Raw genomic sequence first — 14,578 nt, 5'->3', positions numbered from 1 at the left:
TCTCTCGATATATAAAAAAGCCTTCTTAATAATTAAGAAGGCTTCAAAACAGTCAAGTTTATTCCTTCTTATCTTCCAAACTATAACGGAGATAGTTTGCTGGATTTAGCACCAAAGCCTCTAAAGGGCAGGTTGCTGAAGCTTCACCGGGCCAGTACCCTCAGCTTCTCTTGATAAGAAAATTAATTTATTAAATTATTTAAATAATTAAACACATCATATCTTTTCATAAGGAGTGAGTCAAGGGGTTTTCAAATATTAAAAAGATTTGGTAAATACAATGATCCATCTTTACCTATCAACTGCTAGTAAAGGTAAACAGCAATTAACATTTAAGGAAAAATCAGAGTGCGATAAAGCTATTAAAATAGTAAATAAATTGTCAACATCATAAGGAAAACAGAGGTTTAAAACAATGATATACTCTGAGTAGATAGACAATGAAGATAAGGTGGATCTATTATGGATATCTTGCTTTGGAAAACAGCTAAGCAATTCATTACTCAATGTTATCAAGAACTCGGAAAGCCAGAAGACATACTGAAAGAACGTTTGCAAGAGGTAAAAGAAGAAATCAGTGAAACAGGCAGCTATACACACACCTATGAGGAGTTAGCACACGGCGCGCGAATGGCCTGGCGCAACAGTAACCGCTGCATTGGGCGATTATTTTGGCAGACACTTCATGTGTTCGACGAAAGAAGAGTCCAAACAGAATCTCAAGTGGCTGCGGCATTAAAGCAGCATGTGGAATTTGCTACGAATGAAGGAAAAATCCGCCCGGCTATTACTGTATTTCGACCTGAATTACCGAATAAAGAAACGATTAAAATTTGGAATCATCAGTTGATCCGATATGCAGGATACCAAACCGAAAGCGGCATTGTGGGAGATCCGGCTTCTATGGACTTCACCGCAGAATGTGAGAAGAGAGGCTGGAGAGGGAGGCAATCAGATTATGATGTGCTTCCTTGGGTAATTCAAATAGGCAATCGGAAGCCGGAGTTATTTCCTGTCAATTTACAGATCGTTAAAGAAGTACAGATTACTCACCCAGACTTGACTTGGTTTAAAGATCTTTCATTACAGTGGTACGCTGTTCCGATTATTTCCGATATGAAGCTGGAAATTGGCGGAATTCATTACCAGGCAGCGCCATTTAACGGCTGGTATATGGGAACGGAAATAGGGGCTCGGAATTTAGCAGATGACTTTCGCTATAATAAGCTTCCGCTGGTTGCTGAATGGATGGGTCTAGATACCAGTAAGCCATCTTCGCTTTGGAAAGACCGGGCGCTTGTTGAATTAAATGCGGCTGTACTGTATTCCTTTAAAGAGGCAGGGGTGAGTATTGTCGATCACCATACAGCTGCACAGCAACTGAAAATCTTTGAACAGAATGAAGCAATAGAAGGAAGAGAATGCACAGGGGACTGGACGTGGCTCATACCGCCGGTGTCACCAGCTGCAACACATATCTTTCATAAAGAATATAATCCTTCCATCCAAACGCCAAACTATTTTCATCAAAATAAGCCATATTGATGGCAAAAAAAGAGAGCGGCCAGGTCGATTTAATGACCTGGCCGCTCCGTCTATATAGCTAGTTTAGCTAGTTACTTTTTGCAGACTCTTCATGACATGAAGGGATCGGCCTGTGCCGATCGCAACTGATTCAAGCGGATTTGGAGCAAGATGTACAGGAACAATGATTTCCTTGCTCAGCCAATCCTGCATGCCATTCAGTAAAGCACCGCCGCCGCTGATAACCACACCGCGGTCTACAATATCACCGCTGAGTTCAGGAGGTGAGTTTTCTAGAGTGACGCGAATGGTTTCTAAAATAGCTAACAATGATTCTTTCAATGCTTTTTGGATTTCATACGAGCTGACTTCAATGGTTTTCGGCAGACCCGTAACAAGGTCACGTCCTCTGACATCCATTTTCTTCTCTTCATGTTCGACTAACGCATAGCCGATTTCCATTTTGACTCTTTCAGCTGTCCGTTCGCCTATGAGCAAATTATATTCTTTGCGCACATACTGAATAATGTCTTCATCTAATTTATCTCCTGCAAGGCGAATGGAATTACAGGAAACAACGCCTCCGTAAGAAATGATCGCAACCTCTGTTGTGCCGCCGCCAATATCCACGATTAAATTCGCTATAGGCTCTTCCACGGGCAGATCTGCGCCAATGGCAGCTGCAACAGGTTCTTCAATCAAATGAACGGTTTTAGCTCCGCTGCTTTTAATCGCATCTTGTATCGCACGTCTTTCCACAGAAGTAGCACCAGAAGGCGTACATACGACAACGGTAGGTTTGCGAATCGTAAATCCTAAAACTTTACTCGCTTTTTTCATCAAGCCTTTTAACATTTCAGTTGTTATATCGAAGTCCGCGATCACTCCGTCTTTAAGGGGACGAGTGGCAACAATTCTTCCTGGCGTTTTACCAATCATGCTTTTGGCATCTGTGCCGATAGCCAGTACTTTTTTTGTTTCAGTATCGACCGCCACTACAGAAGGTTCATTAATAATAATGCCTTTATCTTTACTGTATACTAGTAAATTAGCTGTACCTAAATCAATTCCAATTTCAGTTTGTCCAAACATATCAATTCCTCCAAACGACATCGCTGCCTTTAGCTTCTATTAGTATAAAATCCACAAAAGGTCTATGTATATGGGGCGAATGAGGGAAAAAATAGTATGACAAAATAATAATAAATATTACAAAATAATTAGGCGGTTTAATAATCTTTTCCTTGAGATATTGGGGTTTACCTAATTTGCTTGTTAACAAAAATTAATGTTTGTAAACAAAAAACCACTGAAAAGTCAGTGGTATAGTAAAAGGGATAATATTTTTATTGTGTCCTTTGTCACAAAGTATTGAAAAAATCTGCTAATTCTTTACTGTGTGTCTTTCGCGCTTTGCGGTGTTCCGCTCGGCTGCCGGCAGTTTCATTTAGCCATTTTTCTGCTTTTGTCTCAGGAATGACTTCTGGCACTTCGACAGGCTTTCCATTTTGGTCAAGAGCTACAAAGGTTAAGAAAGATATAGCGGCCACTGACTCTTCACCAGTGAGCAAGTTTTCGGATGTGACTTTGACAAACACCTCCATACTCGTCTTGCCTGTATAAGTAACCATAGCTTCAAGAGTAACGGCATCTCCTACCCGGATCGGTTTTAAAAAGTCGACTGAATCTGTAGAAGCAGTAACGATAGGAGTACGAGCTAATTTAATCGCCGAAATAGAGGCGATGTCATCGATATAAGCCATTAGTTTTCCGCCGAAAAGAGTGCCGTGATGATTTGTATCCGGCGGCAGTACATGACTGGTTTTAATTGCTAATGTCTGTTTCATGGATTTTTTTTCTCTCATTAAGATGTCACCTCATTGTTGGTATTACAAATAGTATACCTGTATAGGAAGAAAACGAATCCTCATGAACAAAAAAACAATAATTCAGAAATTATGGTTGTATTTTCATTCTTTTTAATGTATAAATATAAAATAAGATTAATAATTATAATAACCTTTCAAGGATTATAAAATAGACAGAGGTGACCGGTATGGAAACGATCGATATGTTAAAAGAACAAGATTTAAAAGGCAAGGATCTATTGAAGCTAGCAGACTTTTCAATTGAAAATATCAATGCTTTGGTTGAGCTGGCGTATGATATGAAACAGAACAAAGAAGCGTACGCAGACAGCTTAAAAGGTCAGCTGCTAGGAATGATCTTTGAAAAAAGCTCAACTAGAACGCGTGTATCTTTTGAAGCAGCTATGATTCAGCTGGGCGGACAGGGAATGTTTTTAAGCTCAAATGATACACAGCTCGGACGCGGGGAAACGATTGAAGATACGGGGAAAGTCTTGTCAGGTTATCTAGATGGAATTATGATTCGCACGCACAGCCACTCAAGAATTGAAGCGTTGGCGGAAGCTGCAAGTATTCCAGTGATCAATGGTTTAACAGACCTTTATCATCCTTGTCAGGCATTGGCTGACCTTTTGACAGTGTATGAAATTAAAGGCGAGTTTAAAGGCAATAAGATGGTGTATGTTGGAGACGGAAACAACGTCGCACATTCCTTAATGATTGCCTCTGTAATGGTAGGAATGGACTTTACCTTGACTGCGCCTAAAGGCTATGAACCTGCATCGGAAGTAGTTGAAATAGCGAAAGAGATCGCTAAGCAGACTGGAGCTAAGGTAGAATTAACTGAAGATCCTAAAGCTGCTGTAAAGGGTGCGGACTTTATTTATACGGACGTTTGGACCAGCATGGGTCAGGAAGAAGAAGCTGCTGAACGATTGAAAGCATTCGGTCCTTATCAAGTGAATGAAGATCTTATGGTTTTGGCTAATCCTGAATGCAAGTTTATGCATTGTCTTCCGGCACACCGTGGTGAAGAAGTATCGGCCGGTGTCATGGATGGAGAAGCTTCTGTTGTATTCCAGGAAGCTGAAAACCGTTTGCACGCGCAGAAAGCTGTGTTGTATAGCCTAATGAAGAAGTAAGAAAAAACAGCCGTTTCGGCTGTTTTTTCTTACTTCAAGATCGGTCGTTAAGTAAACAGAAGAGCCCACATTGCAGACAAACAGACCGATGTAATGGTCAGTGCAATCAGCGGCTTAACCGCTTTTTGTTTTAACTGGCGCAGATCCACATTTAATCCAAGTCCTGTCATCGCCATCGTGAGAAGAAATGTCCCTCCAGTGGAGACATGGCTGATCTCTGAAGCGGTCAGCCATCCATTAGCTGTTCCATAAGTAGCTAGAACACTGGCAGCTAAGAAACCTATTAAAAACCAAGGGAACGGGGCGGTTGAAGCAATATCAGATTCAGGTGATTTTTTTCTCATCCAATAAACGAGTAAAAAGCAGACAGGGAGCAGCAAAAGAACGCGTCCAAGTTTCGCTAAGAGGGCTATTGTAAGCGCATCTTCTCCAGCGGCGGCTCCGGCCAGAGCCACATGGGCAATTTCGTGCAGGGTAATTCCTGACCAAATGCCATAAGTTTCAGGCGACATACCTGTTAAAGGAAATAGTAAAGTATAAAGAATGGCGGCGATCGTTCCGAAGAAAGCAATCATTCCGACAGACATCGCTGTATCTTCTTCCTTTGTTTGCAGAATAGGTGCAGCAGCAGCAATAGCAGCAGCCCCGCATATGCCTGTTCCGATGCCAAGAAGTAAAATGACATGGGGATCAGCCTTTAACCACTTTCCTAAAAGGATCATTAAGCCTATAGCAAAAACAATAGTAAGGGCACCTTGTGCAAGCATACCCAGCCCTTCATTTAAAACTAAAAAAATGTTAAGTTTAAGTCCATAAAGGATAATAGCGAACCTTAAAATCCTCTTTCCGGTAAATGAAATTCCAGTTCTCAATGTTTCAGGATAACCATATAAATGGCGGTAGAGAACGGCCAGTAAAATGGCAGCGGCGAGCGGTCCGATTTTATTGAAAACGGGTAAGTAAGAAAGGATCGTGCCTGCTGCAGCAATTAAGGCAGTAAAGCCAATACCGGATAAAAGCGGAATATTCATCTTCTTGGGTGAAGGAAGTTCAATATTTGAGTCCAGTGCATTTTTCATAGAGGAAGCACTCCTTATAAGATTCGATAGTTTAATCATATGAAAAAAATGTATATAATTAAAATTAATCATTGTTATGTGAATGATAAGTAAATACTTATACTGGTGGGAGAAAATGGACCAAAAACTAAAAGTATTTTTAACCGTAGTTAAATATATGAATTTTTCAAAAGCAGCGGAGGAGTTATTTATTACGCAGCCGGCTGTCAGTCAGTATATTAAGAGTCTTGAACAAGAATTAAATATTAAATTAATTGATCGTACGAATAAGAAAGTCCGGTTAACAAAAGCAGGGAGTTTAGTTGCTTATTATGCCAAAGAAATGTTTGTACTAAAGACTAAAATGAAACAGGCAGTCAGTGACTTAACGAGTGAAGTAAAAGGAAAGCTTGCTGTTGGGGCCAGCTATTCTTATGGAGAATATATACTTCCGCATGTCCTAGCAGACTTTCTGCGCCAGTTTCCCCATGTTGAACCGGTAATTACGATTGGCAACACGCACGATATTGCGAGTAAGGTGCAAAACCAAGAGATTGATCTCGGAATAGTAGAAGGCAGTTTTCCTTCTGAAAAGCTTCATAAAGAAAAAATTGCTACAGACCGAATGTTTGTGATTAAAAGCAGGAAGCATCAGCCGAAGAAGCCGATTCATCTAAATGAAGAAACGTGGATTGTCAGAGAGGAAGGCTCCGGTACAAGAGAAGCGGTTGATATGTTTTTAAAGAAGCATAACATCCAGCCAGAAAAAACATTGGAATTCGGCAGCACACAGATTATAAAAGAAGCGGTGGAAGCAGGGCTCGGGGTGTCTTTGTTATCTGAATGGACGATCCGCAATGAGCTTGAGCTGGATAAACTAAAGGTAATTGGCGGCGAACAATTATATTTTGAACGAAGCTTTTATGCCATTACATCCGGCAATCCGCTATCGACAAAAACGACAGCTACTTTTTTGGACTTTTTAAATCAATATTTCTTAGATTGAAAGCTGAAGTGAACATGCTTCAGTTTTTTTGTCGTTTTTCAATGTGTTATTGATCAACCCGTGTAGATAGCCGGTCCCTTTCATTTGAAAGAGCATTTACTAATAAGGAGGAGCTGCATGGCAGGAGGCATCCTCTAAAGAAATAAAACTTGAGAAAGGGGCCGAAAAGGTGCAAAAACCAATTATTGCAGTGACAGGAAGTGCGGGGAAAACGACGGTAAAAGCCATGCTTAGTGCTATTTTGAGAGAAAAGTGGAAAATCTACGAATCTGGAGATTACCAGAATACAACAGTAAACACCCCTAAACATAAAGCGAATATTAGGCGGGGACATAAAGCAGCTGTTCTTGAATATGGAATGGGCTTTGCAGGTCAAATTACGGAGCATTGTTCGATTCTGCAGCCTAATATGGCAATCATCACCAATGTCGGAACAGCTCATATCAATAACTTTGATGGAAAAATGGACGGACTGATTGCTGCTAAGTCAGAAGTCATCAAAGGAATGGATCCATCCGGCATGTTATTCATTAACAAAGATGATTTTTATTCGAAAAAACTTCATAAAAAAGAATTTAAGGGAACGATTATTAGTGTGGGGATCGACTCTCCGGCACATTACAGGGCAAGCAAGGTAGAGTTTACAAAAGAAGGGATGCAATTTTCATTAAGGTTAAATGGGAAAAAGCATATGTTTTCTTTACCTGTTTTTGGCAAGCATAATGTATATAATGCGCTGTTGGCTATTGCCGTTGCTGATCAGTTAAAGTTTAGTCCTGAGGATATGATAAGAGGTCTGCAGTCCATTAAAAGGCCGGCACACAGGCTGGAATTTCATGAGCTGAAAAATAATATTACGGTGATCGATGATACGGTACATGCCCATGGACCTGCGATGAAGGCGGCGTTGGATGTCTTAGCAGAAGTAGGCAAGCATAAAAAAGTAGCAGTGCTTGGGAGTATGCCTGCCCATAAAGACCAAATGATTAAAGATCACGAGGAGATAGGCGAGTACGCGGCTTCAAAAGGTATAGACATGTTATTTACCTATGGAAATTATTCAGCCCATATCAGTCAGGGAGCCATCAATGCAGGAATGTCAGAAGACCAGGTTAAACATTTTTCGGGCCTGCAAAAAGACATGCTTCATGAAGAACTTTTAAAATTTTCAGGAGCTGATATGACCATTTTGGTGAAAGGTGCAAGCCGATTAAATATGCTTGAAACTGTCCAGTATTTGCGGAAAGAAATTCCTAAAAAACGGAAGTGAAAAAGAAAAGAGAGGGGCTTCTGAGGGAGGCGCTGAAAAAAGTCATTAAATGCTGGCTGACAGTTGTTTGTCACTTCGGGATGCCTCGCTTTTTGCAGGGTTTCGGCCGCCGTGTTCCGCAATCGCCGATAGAATGTTCAAAGCCGCCGATAGAATGGCCGAAGCCGCTGATAGAATCTCCGTATCCGCCGATAGAATCCCGAAAGCCGCTAATAGATCGCGGATAAGCGTCCATAGCAAGCTAAGAGACGTCAAAAACAGTTTATTTTCGTTTGCACCGCCTTAAAATCATCAAAAATTAACTCATTTCTATGAGAATAGTTGAGGATCGGAGCTTTGTTTGCTGTTCCAAATGATCTCACCTCTTATTTTCGATCAATTAGGGTCTTTACGCTACTAACTTTACTAGAAAACCCCTGGATTATTCCGATCATACGGAACAATCCAGGGGTTACTTAACTTTAATCTTATATTATGGAAGGAATGTTTCTCCCATTAAATATCGATCTACTTCGCGTGCAGCTTCACGGCCTTCGTGAATCGCCCAGACGACTAAACTTTGTCCCCGGCGCATGTCTCCAGCGGCAAACACGCCTTCTTGATTGGTTGTATATTTGCCATATGGTGATTGAACTGTGTCTCGCGCTGTTTTCTCTACATTGAAATGTTCGATTAAAGATGTGTCTGTTCCGTTAAACCCAATGGCAATGAAGACTAGCTGAGCTGGCCACACCTGCTCGCTTCCTGGAATCTCTTTCATGCTATAAGATCCGTCTTCATGATAGGTTTTTTCCATGCGTACAGTATGCAATTCTTTTAAATTTCCGTCTGCATCAGCGATAAATTTTTTAGTAGCAATTAAATATTCTCTTGGATCACTGCCAAAGACAGCTTTTGCCTCAGCATACGCATAGTCGAGAGTAAAGGTATTTGGATATTCCGGCCAAGGATTTGTTGATACGCGTTGGTCAGGCTGCACTTCATGCTTACCGAATTGTACAACGCTTTTTGCTCCTTGCCTCATTGCTGTCGCCACACAGTCTGCTCCTGTATCACCGCCTCCAATGACAATGACATCTTTATCTTGTGCGGAAATGACACCTTCTTCTGATTGGTTTAACAGGCTTTTCATGCTCTTTGTTAAATAATCCATTGCTAAATGAATTCCGCTGGCATCTCGGCCTTCAATGGTCATATCTCGATGCTTTTGTGCGCCTGCACAAAGTACCGTTGCATCATATTCCTCTTTCAGCTGTTCAAATGTAACGTCTTTGCCGATTTCAGTGTTGGTAACGAATTCGATTCCTTCTGCCTTTAAAAGGTTAACCCGGCGATTTACTGTTTCTTTTTCAAGTTTCATAGAAGGGATACCATACATCAGCAAACCGCCAATACGGTCTTCGCGCTCGAATACGGTTACCAGGTGGCCGGCTTTATTTAATTGGTCAGCAGCTGCAAGACCTGCGGGGCCTGAGCCGATGACCGCCACTCTTTTACCTGTTCTCCGCTTAGGAGGAGCAGGTGTAATCCATCCTTCTTCAAATCCTTTATCAATAATGGCTTTTTCAATTGATTTAATAGCGACTGCCGGGTCAGAGATGGCTACTGTACATGAACCTTCACATGGGGCAGGGCACACACGGCCAGTGAATTCAGGAAAATTATTGGTTTTTACCAAGCGGTCCAATGCTTCTTGCCATCTGCCGCGATAAACGAGATCATTCCACTCAGGAATTAAGTTATAGAGTGGACATCCAGACGTTCCATTTGATAATTGCAGACCGGTGTGGCAAAAGGGAGTCCCGCAGTCCATGCAGCGGGCACTCTGTACTTTTAATTCCTTTTCTGGCATTGGTAATGAGTATTCTTTCCAGTTTTTGATTCGTTCAGCCGGATCTCGTTCCGGTGCTGTTTTCCGTTCATAGTCAATAAATCCAGTTGGTTTTCCCATAGTCATGCTCCTTCCTTAGTTCTGAACAGCTTCAAGCTTTGGGGCTTGATTCACCGCCACTGTTTGCTTGCTGGCAGTAAATGCTGCAAGTTTTGCTTCCTCAAGAGCAAATCCTTGGCTTTCGTACTGCTGAATGGATGCCATCATCTCTTTAAATTCACTTGGAATAATGCGGATAAATTGTTGTTTTTCTTCATTCCAGTTATCTAAAATCCGTTTCGCTTTCGGACTATTCGTGAGTTGGTGATGCGTTTCGATCATTGCTTTTAATTCTGACATTTCTGCATCGTTTTGAATGGTTTCAATCAGAATCATTTCTTTATTGCAGTTTGCTTCAAGCGACTTAAGATTGTCAGTGTAAATATAGGCGATCCCGCCGGACATGCCTGCTGCGAAGTTTCGGCCGACATTTCCTAAAACGACAACTTTTCCTCCAGTCATGTATTCACAGCCGTTATCGCCGACGCCTTCAACAACTACATTCGCTCCGCTGTTTCTAACGGCAAAGCGTGCGCCTCCTTGCCCATTGATGTAAGCTTCTCCTGAAGTTGCTCCGTAAAGGGAGACATTTCCCACAATTGAGTGAAGTTCAGCAGGATGTTTAAAGTCTTGGTGCGGCCGAATAATCAGCTTGCCTCCTGAAAGTCCTTTGCCAAAATAATCGTTCGCGTCACCGTTAACAGTTAAAGTCATGCCTTTTGGAATAAATGCTCCCAGGCTTTGTCCGGCGGATCCGTTAAATGTAAATTGGATCGTGTCTGTCGGAAGTCCAGCTGCACCGTATTTCTTTGTAATTTCTGATCCGGTTATCGTGCCAACTGAACGATCGACATTGCGAATTGGAAACTCTCCTGTAACAGGCTGTTTGTTTTCAATGGCCGGCTGTGCCGCTTGAAGCAGAACTTGCTGATCTAACGTGCGTTCTAATTTATAATCTTGTGCTTGTGTAAAGTATTGTACCTGGCCTTCTTTTAATGGAGTCATATATAAAAGAGGGAACAGGTCTAAATATTTCGCTTTCCAATGCGTCTCTTTTCTCGGGTGGGTCGTTAACATTTGTTTTTGACCGATCAGTTCATTAAATGTGCGGAAGCCAAGGGCTGCCATAATTTCACGAATTTCTTCGGCTACAAACTTCATGTAATTCACGATATGATCCGCCGAGCCCATGAATTTTTTTCGTAGTTCAGGGTTTTGCGTCGCTACTCCAACCGGACAAGTATCCATGTGGCAGACTCTCATCATGACGCAGCCGAGAATAACGAGAGGGGCAGTGGCGAATCCGAATTCTTCTGCACCTAATAAGGCAGCGATCACGACGTCGCGTCCGTTCATCAATTTACCATCCGTCTCAAGCGTGACTTTTTCACGTAAGTTATTCATGAGCAGTGTTTGATGAGTTTCAGCCAAGCCGATTTCCCATGGCAAACCTGCATGTTTAATGCTTGTTTTTGGCGAAGCTCCAGTTCCGCCTTCGTATCCGCTCACTAAAATAACATCTGCTAATCCTTTCGCTACACCGGCAGCGATCGTTCCTACACCTGATTTCGCTACTAGCTTTACATTAATGCGAGCCTTTGTATTGGCATTTTTTAAGTCATAGATAAGCTGGGCTAAATCTTCAATTGAATAAATATCATGGTGCGGAGGAGGGGAGATCAGTCCAACTCCTGGCGTCGATCCACGTGTATTCGCAATCCACGGATAGACTTTCTTTCCAGGCAGGTGTCCGCCTTCACCAGGTTTTGCTCCTTGCGCCATTTTAATCTGAATTTCTGAAGCTTGGTTCAAATATTCGCTAGTGACACCAAAGCGGCCAGAAGCCACTTGTTTAATTGAGCTGATTTTTGAATCGCCATTTTCATCAGGTGTATATCGGGATGGATCTTCACCGCCTTCACCGCTGTTGCTTTTTCCGCCAATCCGGTTCATAGCGACAGCAAGTGCCTCATGAGCTTCTTTGCTGATCGACCCGTACGACATGGCACCGGTTTTAAATCGTTTTAAAATAGATTCGGCTGATTCCACTTCTTCTAAAGGGACAGCTGGGCGCACAGTGAAATCAAAATCAAGCAGACCGCGTAAAAATAATACTTGTTCGTCATCCATCATCGCAGAATACTTCTTATATAATTCATAGTTATTCGTCCGGGCTGCATGCTGCAGGGTATGAATCGTTTCTGGATTAAAGGCATGCTTTTCACCGTTACGGCGCCATTGGAATTCTCCGCCGGAATCAAGTGTTTTTTGTTGATATTCACTTTTATGAAACGCTTCTTTATGACGCAGGAGAGTTTCATTCGTAATAACCTCTAAAGAAATTCCGTCAAGCGGGGAGGCTGTGCCAGTAAAGTAGTTCTCAATCAGTTCATGGCCAATTCCTACGGCTTCAAATATTTGAGCGCCACGGTAGCTTTGTACCGTTGAGATCCCCATTTTCGACATCACTTTCACTAATCCAGTGACAGCTGCAGCTAAATAGTTCTTCTCTGCTTCTTCTAAAGTAAAGCCTGTGATGACGCCTTCTTTAATAAGTGCCTCAATGGAGTGAATCGCTAAGTAAGGCTGAATCGCATCTGCTCCGTAACCGATTAGACAAGCGAATTGGTGTACATCGCGAGCTTCGGCAGTCTCTGCAATCAGACTGACCTTTGTTCTTGTGCCATTTTTGATCAAATGCTGATGCAGGCCGCTGATGGCAAGCAGGGAAGGCACAGCAGCAAAGTTCGAATTCACGCCTTTGTCTGACAGAATGAGTAACGTGCAGCCTTCGGCAATTGCTTCATCGGCTTCTTTGAACAGCTGCTCGAGAGCCTGTTCTAGATTAGGACTCTCTGTTTTGAATAAAATGGAGGTGGTTCTTGAACGAAAATCATCATACCGGTTATGGCGCAGCTTCATCAATTCCATTTCTGTTAAGAAAGGGGATTCTAAACGGATTCTGCGGCAATTGCTAGCTGAAGGCTCTAAGATGTTTCCTTCATTTCCAAGCAAAGTCATAGTAGAAGTAACATTTTCTTCACGCGTTGCATCAATTGGCGGATTGGTGACTTGGGCAAACAGCTGTTTAAAGTAATTGAACAATAGCTGCGGGCGTTCTGATAATACAGCGAGTGGAGAATCAAATCCCATGGAACCAATTGGGTCTTTTTTATCTGTAACCATTGGTTTGATATTTTTTGTCAATTCTTCATACGTATAACCAAAAGATTTTTGAAGATTCAGTAATTTATTTTCGTCATATGGTCCATCTGAGTGGTCAATCTCTTCAAGGTCTGCAATGGCTAGCAGTTGATCATTCAGCCAATCACGGTAAGGCAGTTCACGAGAAATCGAATGTTTGACTTCATCATCAGACACGATTCGGCCTTGTTCTAAATCGACAAGAAGCATTTTTCCGGCACTTACGCTTTCTTTTTTTATAATTTTCTTTTCCTCTGTTGGCACAATACCGACTTCAGAAGAATAAATGATTAAGTCATCCTCAGTGACGTAGTAGCGCGCGGGTCTTAATCCATTTCTGTCTAAAATGGTTCCGATTACCCGGCCGTCCGTGAAGGAGATAGAAGTAGGGCCATCCCACGGTTCCATCAGGCAGCTGTGATATTCGTAAAAAGCAAGCTTAGGATCTTGCATTTGTTCATCACGATCCCAAGGTTCTGGAATAAGCATCATGGCTGCGTGAGGAAGAGAGCGTCCTGAGAGAGTTAAAAACTCAAGGGCATTATCAAGCATGGCTGAATCGCTTCCGTTCGTATCGATCACTGGAAGCAGCTTTTGATAATCGTCTCCAAACACTTTTGCGAAACTTGCTTTTTCCCGTGCTTGCATCCAGCTGACGTTGCCGCGATTCGTATTAATTTCTCCGTTGTGAATCAAGTAGCGGTACGGATGAGCGCGTTCCCAGCTTGGAAACGTATTGGTGCTGAATCTAGAATGAACAAGAGAGAAAGCAGAGACGTACTCTGGGTCAGATAAATCAAGGTAATACTGATCCATTTGTTCCGGTGTCAGCATCCCTTTATAGATGATGGTTCTAGTAGACAGGCTTGGAATATAGAATGAGCCTTGAATAGACGCATTAGCTGAAACTTCATGTTCAATCCTTTTGCGAATGATGAATAACTTCCGCTCGAAATCTTTCTCTGTCTCTAGCTGGTGATCTTTTTCAATAAACAATTGCATAATATTCGGTTCAATGGCTTGAGCTTCTGCTCCAACTGTCTGTGAGTTAACAGGAACTTGGCGCCAACCAAGAAAGATTTGTCCTTCTTCCTTTACGATGTTTTCCATAGCGGTTTGAATCACTTGGGATTCTTTTTCGTCTTTAGGTAAAAAAACCATCCCAATCGCATAGTCGAAAGGATCTGGCAATGATATGCTCAAGTCTTCACAATTCTTTCGGAAAAATGAATCGCATATTTCAAGCATCATCCCCGCTCCGTCGCCGGTCGTGCCATTTAATTGGCCGCCTCTATGTTCAAGCTGGCATAGCATGTGAATGCCTTCTTTTACAATGGAGTGAGCAGGTTTTCCTTTAATATTCGCAATGAAACCGATTCCGCATGCATCATGCTCATTTTTAGGGTCATATAATCCTTGTTTGGTTGGATAGCCGAAAATTGTCATCGACTGCACCTCCGATATCGTTATTTGAATGATTCATCTATTGTATCTTTACTGTATCTTTACCTTATTCACTGTTTAAAAATTCTGTGATCTTACTATTTATTCTATATTGCAAAAATGATACAATCAA

At 42.0% G+C, this 14,578-nt stretch carries 10 protein-coding genes and 1 riboswitch; of the genes, 4 read left to right on the top strand and 6 right to left on the bottom strand.

Annotation, left to right across the window (positions count from 1 at the left end; genetic code table 11):
* Positions 1-65: 65 nt before the first annotated feature.
* A riboswitch (SAM riboswitch) is annotated at positions 66-180 on the bottom strand.
* Between the two features lie 282 nt (positions 181-462).
* Positions 463-1,545, top strand: coding sequence for a nitric oxide synthase oxygenase (locus JOC78_RS12260; RefSeq protein ID WP_204556319.1), 1,083 nt, complete (start codon positions 463-465; stop codon positions 1,543-1,545).
* Between the two features lie 63 nt (positions 1,546-1,608).
* On the opposite strand, the gene mreBH is transcribed toward JOC78_RS12260, so the two are convergent.
* Both mreBH and JOC78_RS12250 read right to left on the bottom strand, forming a co-directional pair.
* On the bottom strand, positions 1,609-2,616 hold the full coding sequence (gene mreBH / locus JOC78_RS12255) for a rod-share determining protein MreBH (protein ID WP_204556317.1): 1,008 nt from the start codon (positions 2,614-2,616) through the stop codon (positions 1,609-1,611).
* A gap of 269 nt (positions 2,617-2,885) precedes the next feature.
* Positions 2,886-3,389 carry an acyl-CoA thioesterase gene (locus JOC78_RS12250; protein WP_204556315.1) on the bottom strand — a complete coding sequence of 168 codons (504 nt, stop codon included), beginning with the start codon at positions 3,387-3,389 and terminating at the stop codon, positions 2,886-2,888.
* A gap of 191 nt (positions 3,390-3,580) precedes the next feature.
* Between JOC78_RS12250 and argF the strand changes: the two genes are divergently transcribed.
* A complete protein-coding gene (argF, locus tag JOC78_RS12245; protein ID WP_204556313.1) occupies positions 3,581-4,534 on the top strand; it encodes an ornithine carbamoyltransferase in 954 nt (317 codons plus the stop codon).
* A gap of 47 nt (positions 4,535-4,581) precedes the next feature.
* Here argF and JOC78_RS12240 read toward each other — a convergent pair whose 3' ends face one another.
* Entirely contained in the window at positions 4,582-5,613 is a 1,032-nt protein-coding gene (locus tag JOC78_RS12240; protein ID WP_204556311.1) for a YeiH family protein, read from the bottom strand.
* A 115-nt stretch (positions 5,614-5,728) separates the two neighbouring features.
* Between JOC78_RS12240 and JOC78_RS12235 the strand changes: the two genes are divergently transcribed.
* Complete coding sequence (locus JOC78_RS12235; RefSeq protein ID WP_204556309.1) at positions 5,729-6,598, top strand: LysR substrate-binding domain-containing protein; 870 nt, start codon at positions 5,729-5,731, stop codon at positions 6,596-6,598.
* Between the two features lie 169 nt (positions 6,599-6,767).
* Positions 6,768-7,868 carry a UDP-N-acetylmuramoyl-tripeptide--D-alanyl-D-alanine ligase gene (locus tag JOC78_RS17735; protein ID WP_338023203.1) on the top strand — a complete coding sequence of 367 codons (1,101 nt, stop codon included), beginning with the start codon at positions 6,768-6,770 and terminating at the stop codon, positions 7,866-7,868.
* Positions 7,869-7,913: 45 nt separating this feature from the next.
* On the opposite strand, the gene JOC78_RS12225 is transcribed toward JOC78_RS17735, so the two are convergent.
* The 3 genes from JOC78_RS12225 to gltB form a co-directional block, all read right to left on the bottom strand.
* On the bottom strand, positions 7,914-8,108 hold the full coding sequence (locus JOC78_RS12225; RefSeq protein ID WP_204556307.1) for a hypothetical protein: 195 nt from the start codon (positions 8,106-8,108) through the stop codon (positions 7,914-7,916).
* Between the two features lie 232 nt (positions 8,109-8,340).
* Positions 8,341-9,819, bottom strand: a complete 1,479-nt coding sequence (locus tag JOC78_RS12220; protein ID WP_204556305.1) for a glutamate synthase subunit beta — start codon at positions 9,817-9,819, stop codon at positions 8,341-8,343.
* A gap of 15 nt (positions 9,820-9,834) precedes the next feature.
* A complete protein-coding gene (gene gltB / locus JOC78_RS12215; RefSeq protein ID WP_204556303.1) occupies positions 9,835-14,448 on the bottom strand; it encodes a glutamate synthase large subunit in 4,614 nt (1,537 codons plus the stop codon).
* Positions 14,449-14,578 lie beyond the last annotated feature (130 nt).

Origin of the sequence: Bacillus ectoiniformans, from assembly GCF_016908875.1 — a bacterium.
GTDB classification, from domain to species: Bacteria; Bacillota; Bacilli; order Bacillales; family Domibacillaceae; genus Bacillus_BX; species Bacillus_BX ectoiniformans.
Note: the sequence above shows the minus strand (reverse complement) of the source record. Positions and strands in the feature narration are given on the sequence as shown.

Coding starts and splice junctions, on each gene's coding strand:
- gltB (WP_204556303.1), bottom strand. CDS start 14,448: ATGACAATTTTCGGCTATCCAACCAAACAAGGATTATATGACCCTAAA.
- JOC78_RS12250 (WP_204556315.1), bottom strand. CDS start 3,389: ATGAGAGAAAAAAAATCCATGAAACAGACATTAGCAATTAAAACCAGT.
- argF (WP_204556313.1), top strand. CDS start 3,581: ATGGAAACGATCGATATGTTAAAAGAACAAGATTTAAAAGGCAAGGAT.
- JOC78_RS12235 (WP_204556309.1), top strand. CDS start 5,729: ATGGACCAAAAACTAAAAGTATTTTTAACCGTAGTTAAATATATGAAT.
- JOC78_RS12240 (WP_204556311.1), bottom strand. CDS start 5,613: ATGAAAAATGCACTGGACTCAAATATTGAACTTCCTTCACCCAAGAAG.
- JOC78_RS12260 (WP_204556319.1), top strand. CDS start 463: ATGGATATCTTGCTTTGGAAAACAGCTAAGCAATTCATTACTCAATGT.
- JOC78_RS12220 (WP_204556305.1), bottom strand. CDS start 9,819: ATGGGAAAACCAACTGGATTTATTGACTATGAACGGAAAACAGCACCG.
- mreBH (WP_204556317.1), bottom strand. CDS start 2,616: ATGTTTGGACAAACTGAAATTGGAATTGATTTAGGTACAGCTAATTTA.